Origin of the sequence: Amycolatopsis acidiphila (genome assembly GCF_021391495.1) — a bacterium.
In the GTDB taxonomy this organism is placed as follows: domain Bacteria; phylum Actinomycetota; class Actinomycetes; order Mycobacteriales; family Pseudonocardiaceae; genus Amycolatopsis_E; species Amycolatopsis_E acidiphila.
Map to the genome: position 1 here is coordinate 2,461,997 of NZ_CP090063.1, position 17,666 is coordinate 2,479,662.

13 protein-coding genes and 2 rRNA genes are annotated in these 17,666 nt (G+C 69.7%); 13 read left to right on the plus strand and 2 right to left on the minus strand.

Annotated features, from left to right (window positions below; translation table 11 throughout):
* Positions 1-29: 29 nt before the first annotated feature.
* Together LWP59_RS11990 and rrf are read left to right on the plus strand one after the other, a co-directional pair.
* Positions 30-3,157 (plus strand): 23S ribosomal RNA (locus LWP59_RS11990).
* Between the two features lie 91 nt (positions 3,158-3,248).
* Positions 3,249-3,365 (plus strand): 5S ribosomal RNA (gene rrf / locus LWP59_RS11995).
* 934 nt (positions 3,366-4,299) lie between these two features.
* Here the strand turns inward: rrf and LWP59_RS12000 are convergent.
* The gene (locus tag LWP59_RS12000; RefSeq protein ID WP_229858522.1) at positions 4,300-5,025 is read right to left on the minus strand and encodes a hypothetical protein; all 726 of its coding nucleotides are present in this window, start codon (positions 5,023-5,025) and stop codon (positions 4,300-4,302) included.
* Between LWP59_RS12000 and LWP59_RS12005 the strand changes: the two genes are divergently transcribed.
* The 11 genes from LWP59_RS12005 to LWP59_RS40680 all read left to right on the plus strand — a co-directional run bounded on the left by LWP59_RS12005 (position 4,960) and on the right by LWP59_RS40680 (position 16,772).
* Positions 4,960-6,228: a hypothetical protein gene (locus LWP59_RS12005; RefSeq protein WP_229858525.1), complete on the plus strand. Its 1,269-nt coding sequence runs from the start codon at positions 4,960-4,962 to the stop codon at positions 6,226-6,228. The genes LWP59_RS12000 and LWP59_RS12005 overlap by 66 nt on opposite strands.
* A complete protein-coding gene (locus LWP59_RS12010) occupies positions 6,218-7,231 on the plus strand; it encodes an HAD-IIA family hydrolase (RefSeq protein ID WP_144642327.1) in 1,014 nt (337 codons plus the stop codon). The genes LWP59_RS12005 and LWP59_RS12010 overlap by 11 nt, the downstream gene beginning before the upstream one ends.
* A gap of 13 nt (positions 7,232-7,244) precedes the next feature.
* Positions 7,245-7,454, plus strand: coding sequence for a hypothetical protein (locus tag LWP59_RS12015; protein ID WP_144642326.1), 210 nt, complete (start codon positions 7,245-7,247; stop codon positions 7,452-7,454).
* A gap of 3 nt (positions 7,455-7,457) precedes the next feature.
* Positions 7,458-8,267 (plus strand): TlyA family RNA methyltransferase, encoded by an 810-nt coding sequence (locus tag LWP59_RS12020; RefSeq protein WP_144642325.1) that lies wholly within the window; start codon positions 7,458-7,460, stop codon positions 8,265-8,267.
* Entirely contained in the window at positions 8,264-9,175 is a 912-nt protein-coding gene (locus tag LWP59_RS12025) for an NAD kinase (RefSeq protein WP_144642324.1), read from the plus strand. Before LWP59_RS12020 ends, LWP59_RS12025 begins: the two co-directional genes overlap by 4 nt.
* Before the next feature lie 19 nt (positions 9,176-9,194).
* Positions 9,195-11,018: a DNA repair protein RecN gene (gene recN / locus LWP59_RS12030; RefSeq protein WP_144642323.1), complete on the plus strand. Its 1,824-nt coding sequence runs from the start codon at positions 9,195-9,197 to the stop codon at positions 11,016-11,018.
* A gap of 143 nt (positions 11,019-11,161) precedes the next feature.
* The gene (gene steA, locus LWP59_RS12035; protein WP_144642322.1) at positions 11,162-12,346 is read left to right on the plus strand and encodes a putative cytokinetic ring protein SteA; all 1,185 of its coding nucleotides are present in this window, start codon (positions 11,162-11,164) and stop codon (positions 12,344-12,346) included.
* Positions 12,343-13,290 carry a copper transporter gene (locus LWP59_RS12040; protein ID WP_144642321.1) on the plus strand — a complete coding sequence of 316 codons (948 nt, stop codon included), beginning with the start codon at positions 12,343-12,345 and terminating at the stop codon, positions 13,288-13,290. Before steA ends, LWP59_RS12040 begins: the two co-directional genes overlap by 4 nt.
* Before the next feature lie 70 nt (positions 13,291-13,360).
* Positions 13,361-13,735 carry a nuclear transport factor 2 family protein gene (locus tag LWP59_RS12045; protein WP_229858528.1) on the plus strand — a complete coding sequence of 125 codons (375 nt, stop codon included), beginning with the start codon at positions 13,361-13,363 and terminating at the stop codon, positions 13,733-13,735.
* 8 nt (positions 13,736-13,743) lie between these two features.
* Positions 13,744-16,362, plus strand: coding sequence for a UvrD-helicase domain-containing protein (locus LWP59_RS12050; protein WP_308431794.1), 2,619 nt, complete (start codon positions 13,744-13,746; stop codon positions 16,360-16,362).
* Positions 16,275-16,772 (plus strand): 3'-5' exonuclease, encoded by a 498-nt coding sequence (locus tag LWP59_RS40680; protein ID WP_308431795.1) that lies wholly within the window; start codon positions 16,275-16,277, stop codon positions 16,770-16,772. Before LWP59_RS12050 ends, LWP59_RS40680 begins: the two co-directional genes overlap by 88 nt.
* Here the strand turns inward: LWP59_RS40680 and LWP59_RS12055 are convergent.
* The gene (locus LWP59_RS12055; protein WP_144642320.1) at positions 16,769-17,611 is read right to left on the minus strand and encodes an LLM class flavin-dependent oxidoreductase; all 843 of its coding nucleotides are present in this window, start codon (positions 17,609-17,611) and stop codon (positions 16,769-16,771) included. The genes LWP59_RS40680 and LWP59_RS12055 overlap by 4 nt on opposite strands.
* Positions 17,612-17,666 lie beyond the last annotated feature (55 nt).

Consider the following 17,666-nt stretch of genomic DNA (forward strand, 5'->3'; position numbering starts at 1 on the left):
AACTGTAGAGTGGATGCGAGCATCTTTGTGGTCAAGTTGTTATGGGCGCATGGTGGATGTCTTGGCATCAGGAGCCGATGAAGGACGTGGGAGGCTGCGATAAGCCTCGGGGAGCTGTCAACCGAGCTGTGATCCGAGGGTGTCCGAATGGGGAAACCCAGCACCTGTGATGAGGTGTTACCCGCCGTTGAATGTATAGACGGTGTGGAGGGAACGCGGGGAAGTGAAACATCTCAGTACCCGTAGGAAGAGAAAACAAAAGTGATTCCGTGAGTAGTGGCGAGCGAAAGCGGAGGAGGCTAAACCGCGTGCATGTGATACCTGTCAGGGGTTGTGTGCGTGGGGTTGTGGGACCCATCTTCCAGAGACTGACATCTCTGGCATGATGCTGCATGGTTAGTGGAACCGCCTGGGATGGTGGACCGGAGTGGGTGAGAGTCCCGTACGCGAAAACTGTGTGGGTGTTGTGTGGTGGTGTTCCCGAGTAGCAGCGAGCTCGTGGAATTTGCTGTGAATCTGCCGGGACCACCCGGTAAGCCTAAATACTTCCTGGTGACCGATAGCGGACTAGTACCGTGAGGGAAAGATGAAAAGTACCCCGGGAGGGGAGTGAAAGAGTACCTGAAACCGTGTGCCTACAAGCCGTCAGAGCCTGGCAGTCGTTTCGACGACAGGGTGATGGCGTGCCTTTTGAAGAATGAGCCTGCGAGTTAGTGCTGCGTGGCGAGGTTAACCCGGGTGGGGTAGCCGTAGCGAAAGCGAGTCCGAATAGGGCGATTGAGTCGCGTGGTCTAGACCCGAAGCGGAGTGATCTACCCATGGCCAGGGTGAAGCGCCGGTAAGACGGTGTGGAGGCCCGAACCCACCAGGGTTGAAAACCTGGGGGATGAGTTGTGGGTAGGGGTGAAAGGCCAATCAAACTCCGTGATAGCTGGTTCTCCCCGAAATGCATTTAGGTGCAGCGTCGTATGTTTCATGGTGGGGGTAGAGCTACTGGATGGCCTAGGGGCCTTACCGGGTTACCGAAGTCAACCAAACTCCGAATACCATCATGTGAGAGTACGGCAGTGAGACGGCGGGGGATAAGCTTCGTCGTCGAGAGGGAAACAGCCCAGAACACCGGCTAAGGCCCCGAAGTGTGTGCTCAGTGGGAAAGGATGTGGGATTGCCCAGACAACCAGGAGGTTGGCTTAGAAGCAGCCACCCTTGAAAGAGTGCGTAATAGCTCACTGGTCAAGTGGTCCTGCGCCGACAATGTAGCGGGGCTTAAGCACACCGCCGAAGCCGTGTCATTGACACATATAGATCGATGATCGCTCATGCAGTGATCATCCAGTCGTGTTGATGGGTAGGGGAGCGTCCTGCATCCGGGGAAGCCGTGGCGGAAGCTAGCGGTGGAGGGTGTGGGAGTGAGAATGCAGGCATGAGTAGCGAATGCAGAGTGAGAACCTCTGCCGCCGGATGACCAAGGGTTCCTGGGTCAAGTTAATCTGCCCAGGGTGAGTCGGGACCTAAGGCGAGGCCGACAGGCGTAGTCGATGGACAACGGGTTGATATTCCCGTACCCGCGTATGTTCGCCCATAGCGAGGCTGGTGATACTAACCACCCGAACTTGCCGAGACCTTCGGGTTGAGGTGAGGGAGCGTGGAGCCTGAGCCAGTAGTAGTTAAGCGATGGGGTGACGCAGGAAGGTAGCTCCGCCAGTGAGTGGTTGTACTGGTGTAAGCGTGTAGGCCGAGTGGTAGGTAAATCCGCCGCTCATGAAGGTTGAGACGTGATGCGTAGCCGTTGAGGCGAAGTAGAGTGATCCTATGCTGCCGAGAAAAGCCTCTAGCGAGAACATGTGCGGCCCGTACCCCAAACCGACACAGGTGGTCAGGTAGAGAATACCAAGGCGATCGGGTGAACTGTGGTTAAGGAACTCGGCAAAATGCCCCCGTAACTTCGGGAGAAGGGGGGCCAAAGCACTTGAAGCCCTTCGCGGGCTAGGGTGAGTTGGCCGCAGAGACCAGCGGAAAGCGACTGTTTACTAAAAACACAGGTCCATGCGAAGTCGTAAGACGATGTATATGGACTGACGCCTGCCCGGTGCTGGAACGTTAAGAGGACCGGTTAATCCCTTCGGGGGTGAAGCTGAGAATTTAAGCGCCAGTAAACGGCGGTGGTAACTATAACCATCCTAAGGTAGCGAAATTCCTTGTCGGGTAAGTTCCGACCTGCACGAATGGCGTAACGACTTTCCGGCTGTCTCAACCACAGGCCCGGCGAAATTGCATTACGAGTAAAGATGCTCGTTACGCGCGGCAGGACGGAAAGACCCCGGGACCTTTACTATAGCTTGGTATTGGTTTTCGGTTCGGTTTGTGTAGGATAGGTGGGAGACTGTGAAGCCCTCACGCTAGTGGGGGTGGAGTCGTTGTTGAAATACCACTCTGACCGGATTGGGAATCTGAACCTCGGACCGTGATCCGGTTCAGGGACAGTGCCTGGTGGGTAGTTTAACTGGGGCGGTTGCCTCCCAAAGAGTAACGGAGGCGCCCAAAGGTTCCCTCAGCCTGGTTGGCAATCAGGTGGTGAGTGTAAGTGCACAAGGGAGCTTGACTGTGAGACTGACAGGTCGAGCAGGGACGAAAGTCGGGACTAGTGATCCGGCACCTCCTGGTGGAAGGGGTGTCGCTCAACGGATAAAAGGTACCCCGGGGATAACAGGCTGATCTTGCCCAAGAGTCCATATCGACGGCATGGTTTGGCACCTCGATGTCGGCTCGTCGCATCCTGGGGCCGGAGTAGGTCCCAAGGGTTGGGCTGTTCGCCCATTAAAGCGGCACGCGAGCTGGGTTTAGAACGTCGTGAGACAGTTCGGTCCCTATCCGCCGCGCGCGTAGGAGACTTGCGGAAGGCTGTCCCTAGTACGAGAGGACCGGGACGGACGAACCTCTGGTATGCCAGTTGTCACGCCAGTGGCATGGCTGGTTAGCTACGTTCGGAAGGGATAACCGCTGAAGGCATCTAAGCGGGAAGCCTGTTCCAAGATGAGGTCTCCCACCCTTCATGGGTTAAGGCCCCCTAGAGACGATGGGGTTGATAGGCCAGAAATGGACGCACAGTAATGTGTTTTCGAGTTGACTGGTACTAATAGGCCGAGGACTTGCCCACGAAGACGCTACGCATCCACTCTACAGCTCTGAAACACCACACACCCACACCACCGATTCGGTGGGTGTGGGGCCGTGTGTGATCGCAGTGTTTCGGTGGTCATGGCGGTGGGGAAACGCCCGGTCCCATTCCGAACCCGGAAGCTAAGCCCACCAGCGCCGATGGTACTGCACCCGCCAGGGTGTGGGAGAGTAGGACACCGCCGAACTACTTTTCCGAAGGGCCCGCTAGGATAGCCAGTTGGCTGCTCCTAGCGGGCCCTTTGTGTCTGCCCAAGATCAGATTTTCTTTCCCAACAGTACCAACAGTAGGAGGAACAGGTGTCGGAGTTCGGACGGCGCGACTCAGAGGGCGACGCCGCGTCCGATCGCCCGCGACGCCGTGACTCGGGTCCCGACAAGCGCCAGTCGGGCGCTCCGCGTGGTGACAAGCGGGGGTTCGGCAGCGGCAGCTCGGGACAGTACGACCGCGACCGCGGAAATACTGGTCGCTCACGCGACAGCGGCCGGGACAACCGTTCCGGCGGCTACGACCGGCAGGACCGCCGGCGCGGCGATGACGACCGCAAGTCGGCTCCGCGCGGTGACAACCGGTCGGGCGGCTACGACAACCGGCGAGGCGACCGTCCCAGCTGGAACGACCGGGACCGGGGCGACCGCTCGGGCAGGCCCAACGACCGGGGCGACCGCCCTACCTGGAACAAGGATCGCGGCGACCGGCCGTCCTGGAACAAGGACCGCTCCGCCCGCCCGAACGATCGCGGTGACCGCCCTGCGTGGAACAAGGACCGCGGCGACGACCGCCGCGGTGGCTTCCGCGACGACAACCGGCGCTCCAACGACCGCGGCGGCGACAACCGTGGCGGTGACCGAAAGTTTGACGACAACCGCCGCTTCAACGGCCCTCGCGACAACGACCGCCGATTCAGCGGTCCGCGGGATGGTGACCGGAAGTTCGGTGGTCCCCGGGACAATGACCGGCGTTCGAGTGGTCCGCGTGATGGCGATCGCAAGTTCGGTGGCCCTCGCGACAATGATCGACGATTCAGCGGTCCGCGGGACGACGATCGGCGTTCGAGCGGTCCCCGGGACAGCGATCGCAAGTTCGGTGGTCCCCGGGACAATGACCGTCGCTTCGGTGGTTCACGGGATAGCGACCGGCGTTCGAGCAGTCCGCGTGATGGTGACCGCAAGTTCAGTGGCCCTCGCGACAACGACCGCCGATTCAGCGGTCCGCGGGCTGACGACCGCCGTTCGAGCGGTCCCCGCGACAACGACCGACGCTTCAGTGGGCCGCGCGACAGCGATCGCCGTTCGAGTGGTCCGCGTGATGGTGACCGCAAGTTCAGTGGCTCGCGCGGCGACGATCGCCGTTCGAGCGGTCCTCGTGATGATGATCGCCGATCGAGCGCTCCTCGGGACAACGATCGGCGCTTCGACCGTTCGCGCGATGACGACCGTCGTTCGGCCGGGCCTCGCGACAACGAGCGGCGGTTCGACCGGCCCCGCAGTGACGACCGCCGCGGACCGCGCGACGGTGACCGGAAGTTCGACCGCGACGACCGTCGTTCGAGCGGACCCCGCGAAAACCAAGGCGCCTCCAATCGCGACGACCGCCGTGGCAGCGCGCCTCGTCGCGACGACCGGCACTCCTACCCCAAGCCGCAGGCGCAGCTCGACGACACCGCGCTGGCGAAGGAACTCCTCGAAGCTCCTGAGCTGCCGGAGGACATCGACTTCGCCGACCTGGACGAGGAAGCCCGCCGCGAACTGCGCACCCTGCCGAAGGGGCTCGCGGAGACCGTGGGCAAGCACCTCGTCGCCGCCGGTGGGCTGATCGACACCGACCCCGAGGCCGCTCTCGTGCACGCGCGTTACGCGAAGGCCAAGGCCTCCCGCGTGCCGATCGTGCGAGAGGCGCTGGGGCTGGTGTCCTACCACGCCGGCAACTGGGCCGAAGCGCTGTCGGAGTTGCGGGCGGTCCGCCGGATGACCCGGACGGACACGCACATCGCCGTCATCGCCGACGCCGAGCGCGCGCTGGGCCGCCCCGAGCGGGCGCTCGACCTCGCCAAGGAGGCCGCGGGCACCCACCTGCCGCGGGAGGTGGAGGTCGAGCTGCGCATCGTCGCGGCCGGGGCCCGGCGGGACATGGGCCAGCTCGACGCGGCAGTCGTCTCGCTGCAGGGCCCGGACCTCAACGCCACCAAACGGGACCCGTGGAGTGCGCGGCTGTTCTACGCGTACGCGGACAATCTCGCGGCGGCGGGCCGTCGTGACGAGGCGATCGAATGGTTCCTCAACGCGGCGCAGGCTGACGAAGAGGACGAGACCGACGCCGCCGACCGCGCGGCCGATCTCTCGAATGACGACCTCCCTGCCGACGAGGGTGCCTACGACTCGGCGCAAACCGACGACGTGGTGGCCGATCGCGACCCCGAGGTCCTGAACGAGGCACTCGCGGAGGACCTCGAGGACGAGGAGGTCGACGCCCCGGACGACGGCGGTGACGAAGCCGCGGGCGACGCCGGCGACGAGGGCGAGCCCGCCAATGGTGCCGACGACGCGACCGTGAATGGCGCGGACGCCGGAGCCACCGACCCCGGCGACGAGGGCGCCGTGACGGGTGACTCGGCCGCGGCGGATGAAGCCACCGCTCCCGGTAGCGAGGCCTCCGGCGCCGATGGCACGGCCACCGCCAGTGGCGCCGAGGCGACCGCTGGTGCCGACGACGACGCCACCGGCGGCACGGCTGGGGCTGCCGAGACGGCCAGCGCTATCGGTGCGGCCGACGGCACGGCGACCGGCAGCACGGACAACGACGCCTCTGCCAGTGGCGCGGCCACGGCTAGCGCCGACGCCACCGCGAGTGGCACCGAGGCGGCTGGTGGTGCCGAGGAGGAAGCCACCGGCGGCACGGCCACCCACAGCACGGAGGCCGAGGGCGCCGCCACCGACGCCGCCGCCAGCGCCGATGCCACCGGCGGCGCCGCCGCGACCACAACCGCGGCCACCGACGCCACCGGCGTCGCTGCCGGGAAGTCCCACGTGGAGCGGCCGGATGGCGACTGACGGGGACGCGCTCTCCGCCGTCTACGACGCGCTGTTGTTCGACCTCGACGGGACCGTCTACCACGGGCCTCGCCCCATCCCCGGGGTCGCCGAGGTGATCCGGGCGGTGCGGGAGGCCGGGACGGCCGTCCGGTTCGTCACCAACAACGCCTCCAAGACGCCCGGGGACGTCGCCGCCACGCTGCGCGGCATGGACATCCACGCCGACACCACCGAGGTCAGCACGAGCGCCCAGGCCGCGGCCAGGGTCCTCGCCGACCGGCTGCCCGCCGGCGCCGAGGTCGTGGTCGTCGGTGCCCCGGCGCTCGCGGCCGAGGTCGAGGGCGCCGGGCTGCGCCCGGTCCGCGAGATGGGCGACGGCGTCGCCGCGGTCGTGCAGGGGCACTGGACCGAGACCGGCTGGAAGCACCTCGCCGAGGGGTGCCTCGCCATCCGCGCCGGTGCCCTGTGGGTCGCCTGCAACGTCGACACCACGCTGCCCACCGAACGCGGGCAGCTCCCCGGCAACGGCGCGATGGTGGCCGCGCTCAAGGCAGCCACCGGTGCCGAGCCCGTCGTCGCCGGCAAGCCCGCCGCTCCGCTCTTCCACACCGCCGCGGAGTCCGCGAACGCGACGAAACCACTGGCCGTCGGCGACCGGCTCGACACCGACATCGCCGGTGCCGTCACCGCTGGACTCGACTCGCTGCTCGTGCTCACCGGCGTCGCGACCCCCGCGACCCTGCTGGCCGCTGTGCCCGAGGAGCGCCCGACGTACGTCGCCGCGACGCTCGAAGCCCTCACCCAGCCCGCGGCGGACCTGCAGCCCGGCCCCCAGAAGGGCTGGCAGGTGGACGTCGACAACCACGCGCTCGTCGTTTCGGCCAAGGGATCCTCGGACGCCTACGAGCTGCTGAGGGCCCTGTGCCACGAAGCCTGGCAGTCCGGCGTCACCGACGTGCGGCCCCAGGACGACGAGGCCGCCGCGGCGCTGGCCGAGCTGGGGCTCACGCGGTCGCGATGACTGATCGGTTAGCGTGGTAGCCGTGCAGCAACAACCCAGCCCGCGCCCCGTTCCCGGGCCGCCGCCGGGCCCGGCGCCGCAGGCGGACCCGCGTGCCGGGATCGACGAGGTCATGGCCGGCCTCGACGACCTCGACCGGGTTCCGCTCGCGGAACACGTCGAGCGCTTCGACGCGGTCCACTCCGAGCTCACCCACGCCCTGTCCAGCATCGACAAGGTTTGACCGATGCCCCGTAGGGCTCGCCTCGACGCCGAACTGGTCCGCCGGGGTCTGGCTCGCTCCCGTGAGCACGCCAGCACGCTGATCGGCGAGGGCAAGGTGACCGTGCGCGGCATGGTCGCGAGCAAGCCCGCCACCGGCGTGGAATCCGACGCCGCCATCGTCGTGCGCGCGGGCGACGACCCGGGCTGGGCATCGCGCGGTGCGCACAAGCTGCTCGGCGCGCTCGACGCCTTCGCGCCCGGTGGCCTGTCCGTCGAGGGCAAGCGCTGCCTCGACGCGGGCGCGTCCACCGGCGGCTTCACCGACGTCCTCCTGCGCCGCGGCGCGGCCCACGTCGTCGCGGCGGATGTCGGGCGCGGGCTGCTCGACTGGCGCCTGCAGACAGACGACCGGGTGCTCGTGCTGGACCGGACGAACGTGCGCAACCTGACCCCCGACCAGATCGGCGGCCCGGTGGACCTCGTCGTCGGCGACCTGTCGTTCATCTCGCTGCGGCTCGTCCTGCCCGCGCTCGCCGCGTGCGCGCTCCCCGGTGCCGACCTGGTGCCGATGGTCAAACCGCAGTTCGAGGTCGGCAAGGAACGGCTGGGCAGCGGCGGTGTCGTGCGCGACCCCGAGCTGCGCGCCCAGGCCGTGCTCGGGGTGCTGGCGGCGGCGGAGGAGCTGGGCCTGCACGCACACGGCGTTGTGGCCAGCCCCTTGCCCGGCCCCTCGGGCAACGTCGAGTACTTCGCCTGGCTCCGCCGCGAAGCGTCCACTGTGGACAGCGTGGAACAACTGGTGCGCACGGCGGTCGGAGAGGGTCCCCAGTGAACGAAAAGCGCGAGGTGCTGCTCGTCGTGCACCCCGACCGCAACGCCACCCGCGACGCCGCCCGCAAGGTGGCCGCGAAGTTCGCGGCCGCGGGCATCGGGCTGCGGGTGACCGAGGAAGAGGTGCGGGACCTCATCGAGCACGGCGGAGACGAGCGGCTGTGCACGTTGGTCGCCCCGCACGACCATCCCGCCCAGGGCGCTGAGCTGGTGCTCGTGCTCGGCGGCGACGGGACCCTGCTGCGCGCCGCCGAGATCGCGCGCCCGGCCGGCGTGCCCGTCCTGGGCGTCAACCTCGGCCGTGTCGGCTTCCTCACCGAGGCCGACTCGGACGCGCTCGAGGACACCGTGCACCGGGTCGTCGACCGCGCCTACACCGTCGAGGAGCGGATGACCATCGACGTCGCCGTGACCCTCGACGGCCAGCCTGTGGCCGAGACCTGGGCGCTCAACGAGGCGAGCGTGGAGAAGAGCTCGCGCGAGCGGGTCCTGGACGCGCTGATCGAGGTCGACGGGCGCCCGGTGTCCTCGTTCGGCTGCGACGGCGTCCTGTGCGCGACCCCGACCGGCTCCACCGCCTACGCCTTCTCCGCGGGCGGCCCCATCATCTGGCCCGACGTCGAGGCGCTGCTGGTGGTGCCGAGCAACGCGCACGCGATGTTCGCCCGGCCGCTGGTCGTCTCCCGGGACTCGGTGATCACCGTCGGCATCGACCCCGACGGCTCCCCGGCCGTGCTGACCTGCGACGGGCTGCGGCACATCGCGCTGCCCAGGGGCGCCAGGGTCCGGGTCGTGTCCGGGCGGGTGCCGGTGCGCCTGGCCCGGCTGTGGTCCGGGCCGTTCACCGACCGGCTGGTGCACAAGTTCGCGCTGCCGGTGAAGAGCTGGCGCGAACGACACGCGGGCTGATCGAACATATATTCGCAAAATGTCGGCCCCTGCCACTACGGTGGTCCCCGTGCTGGCCGAGATGCGCATCCAGGGCCTCGGAGTGATCGAGGACGCCCTGCTCGAACTGCACCCGGGCTTCACCGTGGTCACCGGGGAGACGGGTGCTGGCAAGACCATGGTCGTCACCGGGCTGCACCTGCTCTCGGGCGGGCGGGCCGAGGCCTCCAAGGTGCGGAACGGGTCCGGGCGGGCCGTCGTCGAGGGCCGGTTCGACGGCGTCCTCGCCGGGCACGTCGCCCGGATCGTGACCGACGCGGGTGGTGAGACCGACGAGGACGGCAGCCTGATCGCGATGCGCTCGGTGAGCGCCGACGGGCGCTCCCGCGCCCACCTGGGCGGGCGGTCGGTGCCGGTGAGCGTGCTGTCCGACCTGGCCGACCGGCTGCTGGCCGTGCACGGCCAGAACGACCAGCTGCGCCTGCTGCGCCCCGCCGAGCAGCGGGACGTGCTCGACAGGTTCGCCGGGGAGGCCGTGGCCGGGCCGCTGGCGCGCTACCGCGAGGTCCGCGAGCAGTGGCAGTCGGTGGTCGCCGAGCTGACCGAGCGGCAGACCCGCTCGCGCGAGCTGGCGCAGCAGGCCGACCTGCTGCGGCACGGCCTCGGCGAGATCGAGTCGGTCGACCCGCAGGCCGGGGAGGATGCCGAGCTCTCCGAGCAGATCAAACGGCTCGCCGCGGTCGACGAGCTGCGGGCGGCGGCCACAGCCGCGCACGAGGCGGTCTCGGGCGCCTCGGACGGCGACCCGGACGCGCCGGGTGCGCTGGGCCTGGTGGGCGAGGCGCGACGGCGGCTCGCCGGCGCCGAGGACTCGGTGCTGCGCGACCTCGAGCCGCGGCTGGCCGAGGCCGCCGTGCTGCTCACCGACGTGGGCGCCGAGCTGGGCGGCTACCTCGACGAGCTGGAGGCCGACCCACAGCGGCTGGAGCAGGTGCTCGCGCGGCAGGCCGACATCAAGAAGCTGACCCGCAAGTACGCCGCGGACGTCGACGGCGTGCTCGCCTGGGCCGAGGACGCCCGCGCCCGGCTGTCCACAATGGACACCTCCGAGGAGGCGCTGGCCGAGCTGGCGGCGCGCCGTGACGAGCTCGCGGCGCAGCTCGCCGAGCACGCGCAGGCGCTGTCGAAGGCGCGCGGCGAGGCGGCGGCGGAACTGTCCGGGGAGGTCACCGCGGAGCTGGCCGGCCTCGCGATGGGCCAGGCCCAGATCGACGTGACCGTGCAGCGCCGGGTCGCCGAGGCCGGTGACCAGTACGCCTTGCGGGTGGACGGTGAGCTGGTGCACGCGGGGAACAGCGGCGTCGACGAGGTCGAGCTGCTGCTGCGGGCGCACTCCGCCGCGCCGCCGTTGCCGGTGCACAAGGCCGCGTCGGGCGGTGAGCTGTCGCGGGTGATGCTGGCGATCGAGGTCGTGCTCGCGAACGCCGACACGGTGCAGACGCTGGTGTTCGACGAGGTGGACGCCGGGGTCGGCGGCCGGGCGGCGGTAGAGATCGGCAGGCGGCTGGCGCGGCTCGCGCGCAGCCACCAGGTGCTCGTCGTGACGCACCTGCCGCAGGTGGCCGCGTTCGCGGACCGGCACCTGGTGGTGGACAAGGGCACCGCGGAGGGCATCACGCGCAGCGGCGTGCAGACGCTGGAGCAGTCCGAGCGGGTGCAGGAGCTGGCGCGGATGCTGGCCGGGATGGAAGGCACCGAGACCGGGCGGGCACACGCCGAGGAGCTGCTCGCGGTGGCCGAGGCCGACAAGGCGGCCGCGTCCGGCCCGCGTAAGAAGGGCGGCTCGCGCAAGCCCAGGAAGTAGCCGGCGCGCAGGTCGAAGCGTCCTTTGTGGTCGTTTCGACTGTCCGGCCGGAAGTCCGGATAGCACAAGATCACGCTCGGAAACAACCGCCGCTACGGCGTGTTGTCCCCGCCATGCCGCCTGTGTTTGTCACTATCGGTGGCATGAAGCTGACCGGACTGCTCACTCGGCACACCGAGAACCTCCCCGGCATCACCGGCGTGGCCCGTGTGGACCGGCGCACCCGGGAGCTTCTCCGCCGGATCAGTCCGGGCGACGTGGTCGTCCTCGACCAGCTCGATCTCGACCGCACGACGGCCGACGCGCTGGTGGAGGCCGAGGTCGCCGCGGTGGTCAACGCCTCGCCGTCGATCTCCGGCCGCTTTCCCAACCTGGGGCCCGAGGTCGTGGTGGGCGCGGGCATCCCGCTGGTCGACGGCGTCGGCGGCGAGGTCCTGCGGCGGCTCAAGGACGGCACCAGGGTCCGCCTGCACGAGGGCATCGTCTACGTCGGCGAGCGGCGGGTCGCCTCGGGCGTCGAGCAGACCCGCGAGAGCATCGCCGACCAGATGATCGAGGCGAAGGCCGGGATGTCCACCCAGCTGGAAGCCTTCTCCGCCAACACGATCGAGTTCCTGCGCCGCGAGCGCACGCTGATCCTCGACGGCGTCGGCGTGCCCGAGGTGCGGGTCCCGTTGCGGGACAGGCACGTCCTGGTCGTCGCGCCCGGCAAGGGGCACGCGGCGGACCTCAAGGCGCTCAAGAAGTACATCGGCGAGCACCGCCCCGTCCTCTTCGGCGTCGACGCCGGCGCGGACACGCTGCGCGAGCAGGGCTACCAGCCGGACATCATCGTGGGCGACCCGAGCGGTATCGGTGCCGAGACGCTCAAGTCGGGCGCCGAGGTCGTGGTGCCCGCGCAGCCCGACGGGCACGCGCCGGGCGTCACCCGGATCCAGGACCTCGGCATCGGCGCGGTCACCTTCCCGGCGTCGGGCAACTCCGAGGACCTCGCGCTCCTGATCGCCGACGCGCACCAGGCGAGCCTGGTGGTGACCGTCGGGTTCCAGGCGACGCTCGCGGAGTTCCTCGACCACGGCCGGTCCGGCTCCAACCCGTCCACCTTCCTCACCCGGCTCAAGCTGGGCACGAAGCTGGTGGACGGCAAGGCTGTCGCCGCGCTGCACCGCAGCCGCGTCTCGCTCGGCGCGGTGGTGCTGCTCGTGCTCGCCGCGCTCGTGGTGGTCGTCGTCGCGCTGCTGATGTCCGACGTCGGCAGCGTCTACCTCGACTGGATCCGCGCCACCTGGAATTCGTTCACCAGCTGGGTCAAGGGGCTTTTCGCGTGATTTCTCTGCGGTACCACATCGTCTCGATCGCCTCGGTGTTCCTGGCGCTGGCGGTAGGGGTGGTGCTCGGCTCGACGGCGCTGAGCGGCTCGCTGCTGTCCGGGCTCTCGGACGAGAAGGGGCAGCTGGCGAGTCAGGTCGCCGACCTGCAGGCACAGCGCAACCAGCTCAACGCCCGGCTCACCGATGCCGACGCGTTCGCCGGTGCGATGGGCCCGAAGGTCGTCGCCGGGGCGCTCGCGCAGCGGTCGGTCATCCTGATCACGACCGAGGACGCGAAGCCGGCCGACCGCGACGCGCTCAAGCAGCTCATCGGCCAGTCGGGCGCGACGGTGACCGGCGAGCTGCAGCTGACCTCGTCGTTCGTCGACCCGGCGAAGGCCGACCAGCTGCGGCAGGTGGTGACGCGCCTGCAGCCCGCCGGCTCGACGTTCCCGACCGCGGGCGACCCCGGCACCCTCGCCGGTGCGCTTGTCGGCTCGGTGCTGCTGCTGAACAAGGACACCGCGAAGCCGCAGTCCACCCCCGACGAGCTGGCCGCGGCGATCGGCGGGCTCACCGACGGCGGGTTCGTCAGGGCCAGCCCGAGCATCGGGCCAGGGCAGCTCGCCGTGGTGCTGACCAGCGGGCAGGCGACCGGTGACGGGGCGGGGGACAAGGCCGCGACGCTGGCCCGGTTCGCCACGCAGCTCGACCGGTCCGGTGCGGGCAGCGTGCTCGCCGGCGACCCGGCCTCGGCGGAGGGCACCGGGGCGCTCGGGGTGGTCCGTGCCGACACCTCCGCGACCTCGATCCTGTCCACCGTGGACAACGTCAACACGGCGGCGGGCCGGATCGCGACGGTGCTGGCACTGCGCGAGCAGCTCGACGGCGCCGTCGGCCGGTACGGGATCGCGGGCAACGCGCAGGCGCCCGCGCCCGGGGTGAACGCCAGCGGTAGCTAGGCGCGCCGGGGAGCGGTGCACCGCCGCTGCTGCGGTGCGCCCGGGACGGTGGTCGGTACCGTCGCGGAGCGTGAGTCCCTACCTCACCGTGCAGGACCGCCGTCAGCGTGCCCACGGGGCCGTCGACCGGCTCCACGAGCGGCTGCTGGCCAACGACGTGCACGGGTTCGCCGCCGTCTTCGCCGTCAACGGGGTGCTGGAGCTCCCGTTCGGGCCGGCCGCATTGCGCGGCCGCGAGCAGGTGCGTGAGTACGTGCGGGACGACATCACCGCGATCGTGTCGCAGACCAGGTACGACACGACCGATCCGGACGTGCTCGTCGTCGAGTGGGAAGCCGGTGGCAGCAGGCACCTCACCGTGGTCAGGGTCGGCGGCGGCGGGGTGGAGTTGTTCCGCGACTACTCCGGCCCGGCGGCCGCCGGGGAAGAACCACGTTCTGGTTAGATGCCGCGGTGCGCTTTGTAGCCGACCTGCACATCCACTCGAAATACTCCCGTGCGTGCAGCAAGGACTGCGACCTCGAACATTTGACCTGGTGGGCGCGCCGCAAGGGCGTCACCCTCGTCGGCACCGGGGACTTCACGCATCCCGCGTGGTTCGAGCACCTGCGCGAGAACCTGGTTCCGGCCGAGCCCGGCCTGTTCCGGCTGCGCGAGGACCTCGACACCGCGATCCGGCGCCGCCTGCCGCCGGCGTGCTCGGCCTCGGACGTGCGGTTCATGCTCTCGGTCGAGATCTCCACGATCTACAAGCGGGCCGAGCGCACCCGCAAGGTGCACCACCTGGTCTACGTGCCGGACTTCGAGGCGGCCGAGAAGTTCAACCAGCGGCTCGGCCGGATCGGCAACCTCGGCTCCGACGGCCGTCCCATCCTCGGGCTGGACTCCCGGGACCTGCTGGAGATCACGTTGGAGAGCGGCGCCGGGTCGTACCTCGTGCCCGCCCACGTGTGGACGCCGTGGTTCGCCGTGCTCGGCTCGAAGTCCGGGTTCGACGCGATCGAGGACTGCTACGCCGATCTCGCCGAGCACGTGTTCGCGCTGGAAACCGGGTTGTCCAGCGATCCCGAGATGAACTGGAAGATCAGCGGGCTCGACAGGTACCGGCTGGTCAGCAACTCCGACGCGCACTCGCCGCCGATGCTCGGGCGCGAGGCGACGGTGTTCGACACCGACCTGGACTACTTCGCGCTCAAGCGCGCGCTGGAGACCGGGCGCGGGCACGCGGGGTCGATCGAGTTCTTCCCGGAGGAGGGCAAGTACCACGTGGACGGGCACCGCAAGTGCGGTGTCCGGATGGAGCCGGGGGAGACCCGCGCGCACGGCGGGCTGTGCCCGGAGTGCGGGAAGCCCCTGACCGTGGGCGTGCTCAGCCGCGTGGCGGAGCTGGCCGACCGGGCGGAGGCCGTGCGCCCGGCCGGTGCCGCGCCGTTCCGCAGCCTCGTGCCGCTGCCGGAGGTGATGAGCGAGATCCTCGGCGTGGGACCGAAGAGCAAGAAGGTGCTCCGCGAGATCGACCAGCTCACCGCGACCTTCGGGCCCGAGCTGTCGATCCTGCAGGACGTGCCGCCCGAGGACCTCGAAGCGCGCTCGCCGCTGCTGGGGGAGGCCGTCCGGCGGCTGCGGCGCGGCGAGGTGATCCGCGATCCCGGCTACGACGGCGAGTACGGGGTGATCCGGCTGTTCGAGCCCGCGGAGCTGAGGCAGTCCGCCACGATCGGCCTGTTCGACGACGGCCTGTTCGCCACTGCCGAAAAACCGGTGAAGCAGCGGAGCATACCGGAAAGCGCGCCGCCGGTCGCCGGGAAACCCGTTGCGGCACAACCGAAAACGAAGACCGGTACGCTGCTCGGCGGCCTCGACCCCGACCAGCGCGAGGCGGCCGGGAGCGGCGACGGCCCGCTGCTGATCATCGCGGGACCGGGCACCGGCAAGACCCGGACGCTGACCCATCGCCTCGCGCATCTGGTGTCCGACCGCGACGTGCCGCCCGAGCAGTGCCTCGCGATCACCTTCACCCGTCGTGCCGCCGAGGAGATGGCGGAACGGCTGGCCGCGCTCGTGCCCGCACAAGCGGCGAAGCTGACGGTCGCGACGTTCCACTCGCTCGGCGTGCGGATCCTGCGTGCGCTGCACGATCGCGCCGGGCTCAGCGCGGACTTCGGGATCGCCGACCAGGCCCGGCAGCTCGCGATCCTCGCTGAGGTCACCGGCGAGGAGGGCGACGCCCGGCGGATGCTCGGGGAGCTGTCCCGCCACCGCCGCACCGGCAGCACGGACGAGCTGGCGGAGCGGTACACGAAAGCCTTGCGGCACCAGGATCTCGTCGACTTCGACGACCTCGTCGCGCTGCCGGCAGCCCTGCTGGAAGCCGACCCGGCGCTGGCCGCCGCCTACCGGGAGCGCTACCGCTGGATCTCCGTCGACGAGTACCAGGACGTCGACGAGCAGCAGTACCGGCTGCTGCGGCTGCTCGCCCCCGCCGACGGCAACCTGACCGCCATCGGCGACCCGGACCAGGCCATCTACCGCTTCCGCGGCGCGGACGTCGGGTTCTTCCTGCGCTTCCAGCAGGACTTCGCCCCGGCGCGGACCGTCCAGCTGACGCGGAACTACCGGTCGAACCCGCGAATCGTCGACGCCGCCCTGCGGGTCATCGAGCCCGGCACGCTCGTGCCCGGGCGCGAGCTGCGGCCGATGGGCGCGCACGGCGACGCGCCGGTCGGGGTGCACCACGCGGCCGACGAGCGGGCCGAGGCCGCGTTCGTCGTCCGGACCATCGACCAGTTGCTCGGTGGCGCGTCGTTCCACTCGCTCGACAGCGGGCGGGTGGCCGCCGACGGCACGCAAGGACTCGGCTTCGCGGACTTCGCCGTGCTGTACCGGACCGACCGGCAGGCCCGCGGTCCCACGACCGGCTGGCCGAACGGCCCGGCGTGGCGGAGATCGTCGCCGAGTTCGCGTTCCCGGGGGAGGGGACCACGGTGGCCGAGCGCGTCCGGCGCGCGGGCGACGTCGTGCTCGCGCGCGGCGGTGCTGCGGCCGAGATCCACACGGCGGTGGACCTGCTGAAGCCGCTGGCGTCGCGGTGCGGCGACGACCTGGCGCGGTTCCGCACGGAGCTGTCGCTGGGGGTCGAGGTGGACACCTGGGATCCGCGGGCCGACCGCGTTTCGCTGCTGACGCTGCACGCGGCGAAGGGGCTGGAGTTTCCCGTCGTGTTCGTCGTCGGCTGCGAGGACGGCCTGTTGCCGCTGCGCTGGCCCGGCACCGAGCCGGCCGAGGAGGAGCTGGCCGAGGAGCGTCGGCTGCTGTTCGTCGGCATCACCCGCGCGCAGCGGCACCTGTACCTGAGCCACGCCGCCGAACGCGGCGGGCGCACGAGCGGCCGTTCCCGGTTCCTCGCCGATCTCGGCGACGCCGTGGAGGTGCTCGGCTCACCGCGAAACCGGCCGCGGGAGCAGCAGCTGCGGCTGCTCTAGGTGCCGGCCAGCGCCGCCACCACGGGAATCGCCTGCTCCAGTGCCATCACGTTGATCGTGACGTAGGAGACGCCGAGCTCGTCGCGGCGGCGCTTGAGGGTGTCGATCGCCGTCGCCGTGTCGCCGGTCAGCACGGACACGTTCTGGTTGTCCGCCGTGCGCTCGGGGTCGATGCCGAACATCCGTACCCACGGCGAGACCTCGCCGTCGCCGATGTGGAAGACGTTGACGCTCAGCTCCAGCTCGTCGAACCGGTCGCCGGCCACCTCCCGCACCAGCCGCAGCTTCTCGCCGAGGCCGCGCTCGGAGCCGTCGGCGGCCACCGCGACGATGTCGGCCTGGCGGGCCGCGATCGTGAGCAGCTTGTCGCCGCCGCCCGCGACCATGATCGGTGGGCGCGGGGTCTGCGCGGGCCTGAACGCTTCCTGCGCGAACATCCGGTCCGCCGTCTCGATGGCCTCGCCGACCTGGCGCACCCGCTCGCCGGGGCTGCCGTAGGGCACCTCCATCAGCTCGGCGTCGCCCGCCGCGTCCGGCCTGCCCGCCCCGAGGCCCAGCTCGAACCGGCCCTCCGAGAGCCGGTCGAGTGCGGCGGCCTCCCACGCGATCGACTGCGGGGTGTACAGCGGGACGGGCAGCACGAAGTTGCCCAGCCGCAGCCGCTCGGTCACGGACGCTGCGGCGGCCAGCCCGAGGAACGAGGGATTCGCCCGGACACCGTCGGGCACCAGCAGCGTCGAGAAGCCGAGCTCCTCGGCGCGGCGGGCGAGCGCCGCCCATTCGCCGACCGTCCCCCGCGACGCCGCCACGAGCCCGAAACGAAAAATCCGGTCCGACAAGTCCTGCTCCCTTTGCTATCGTGGCACCGACTCCAGAAGATCATGCTCCCAGAAC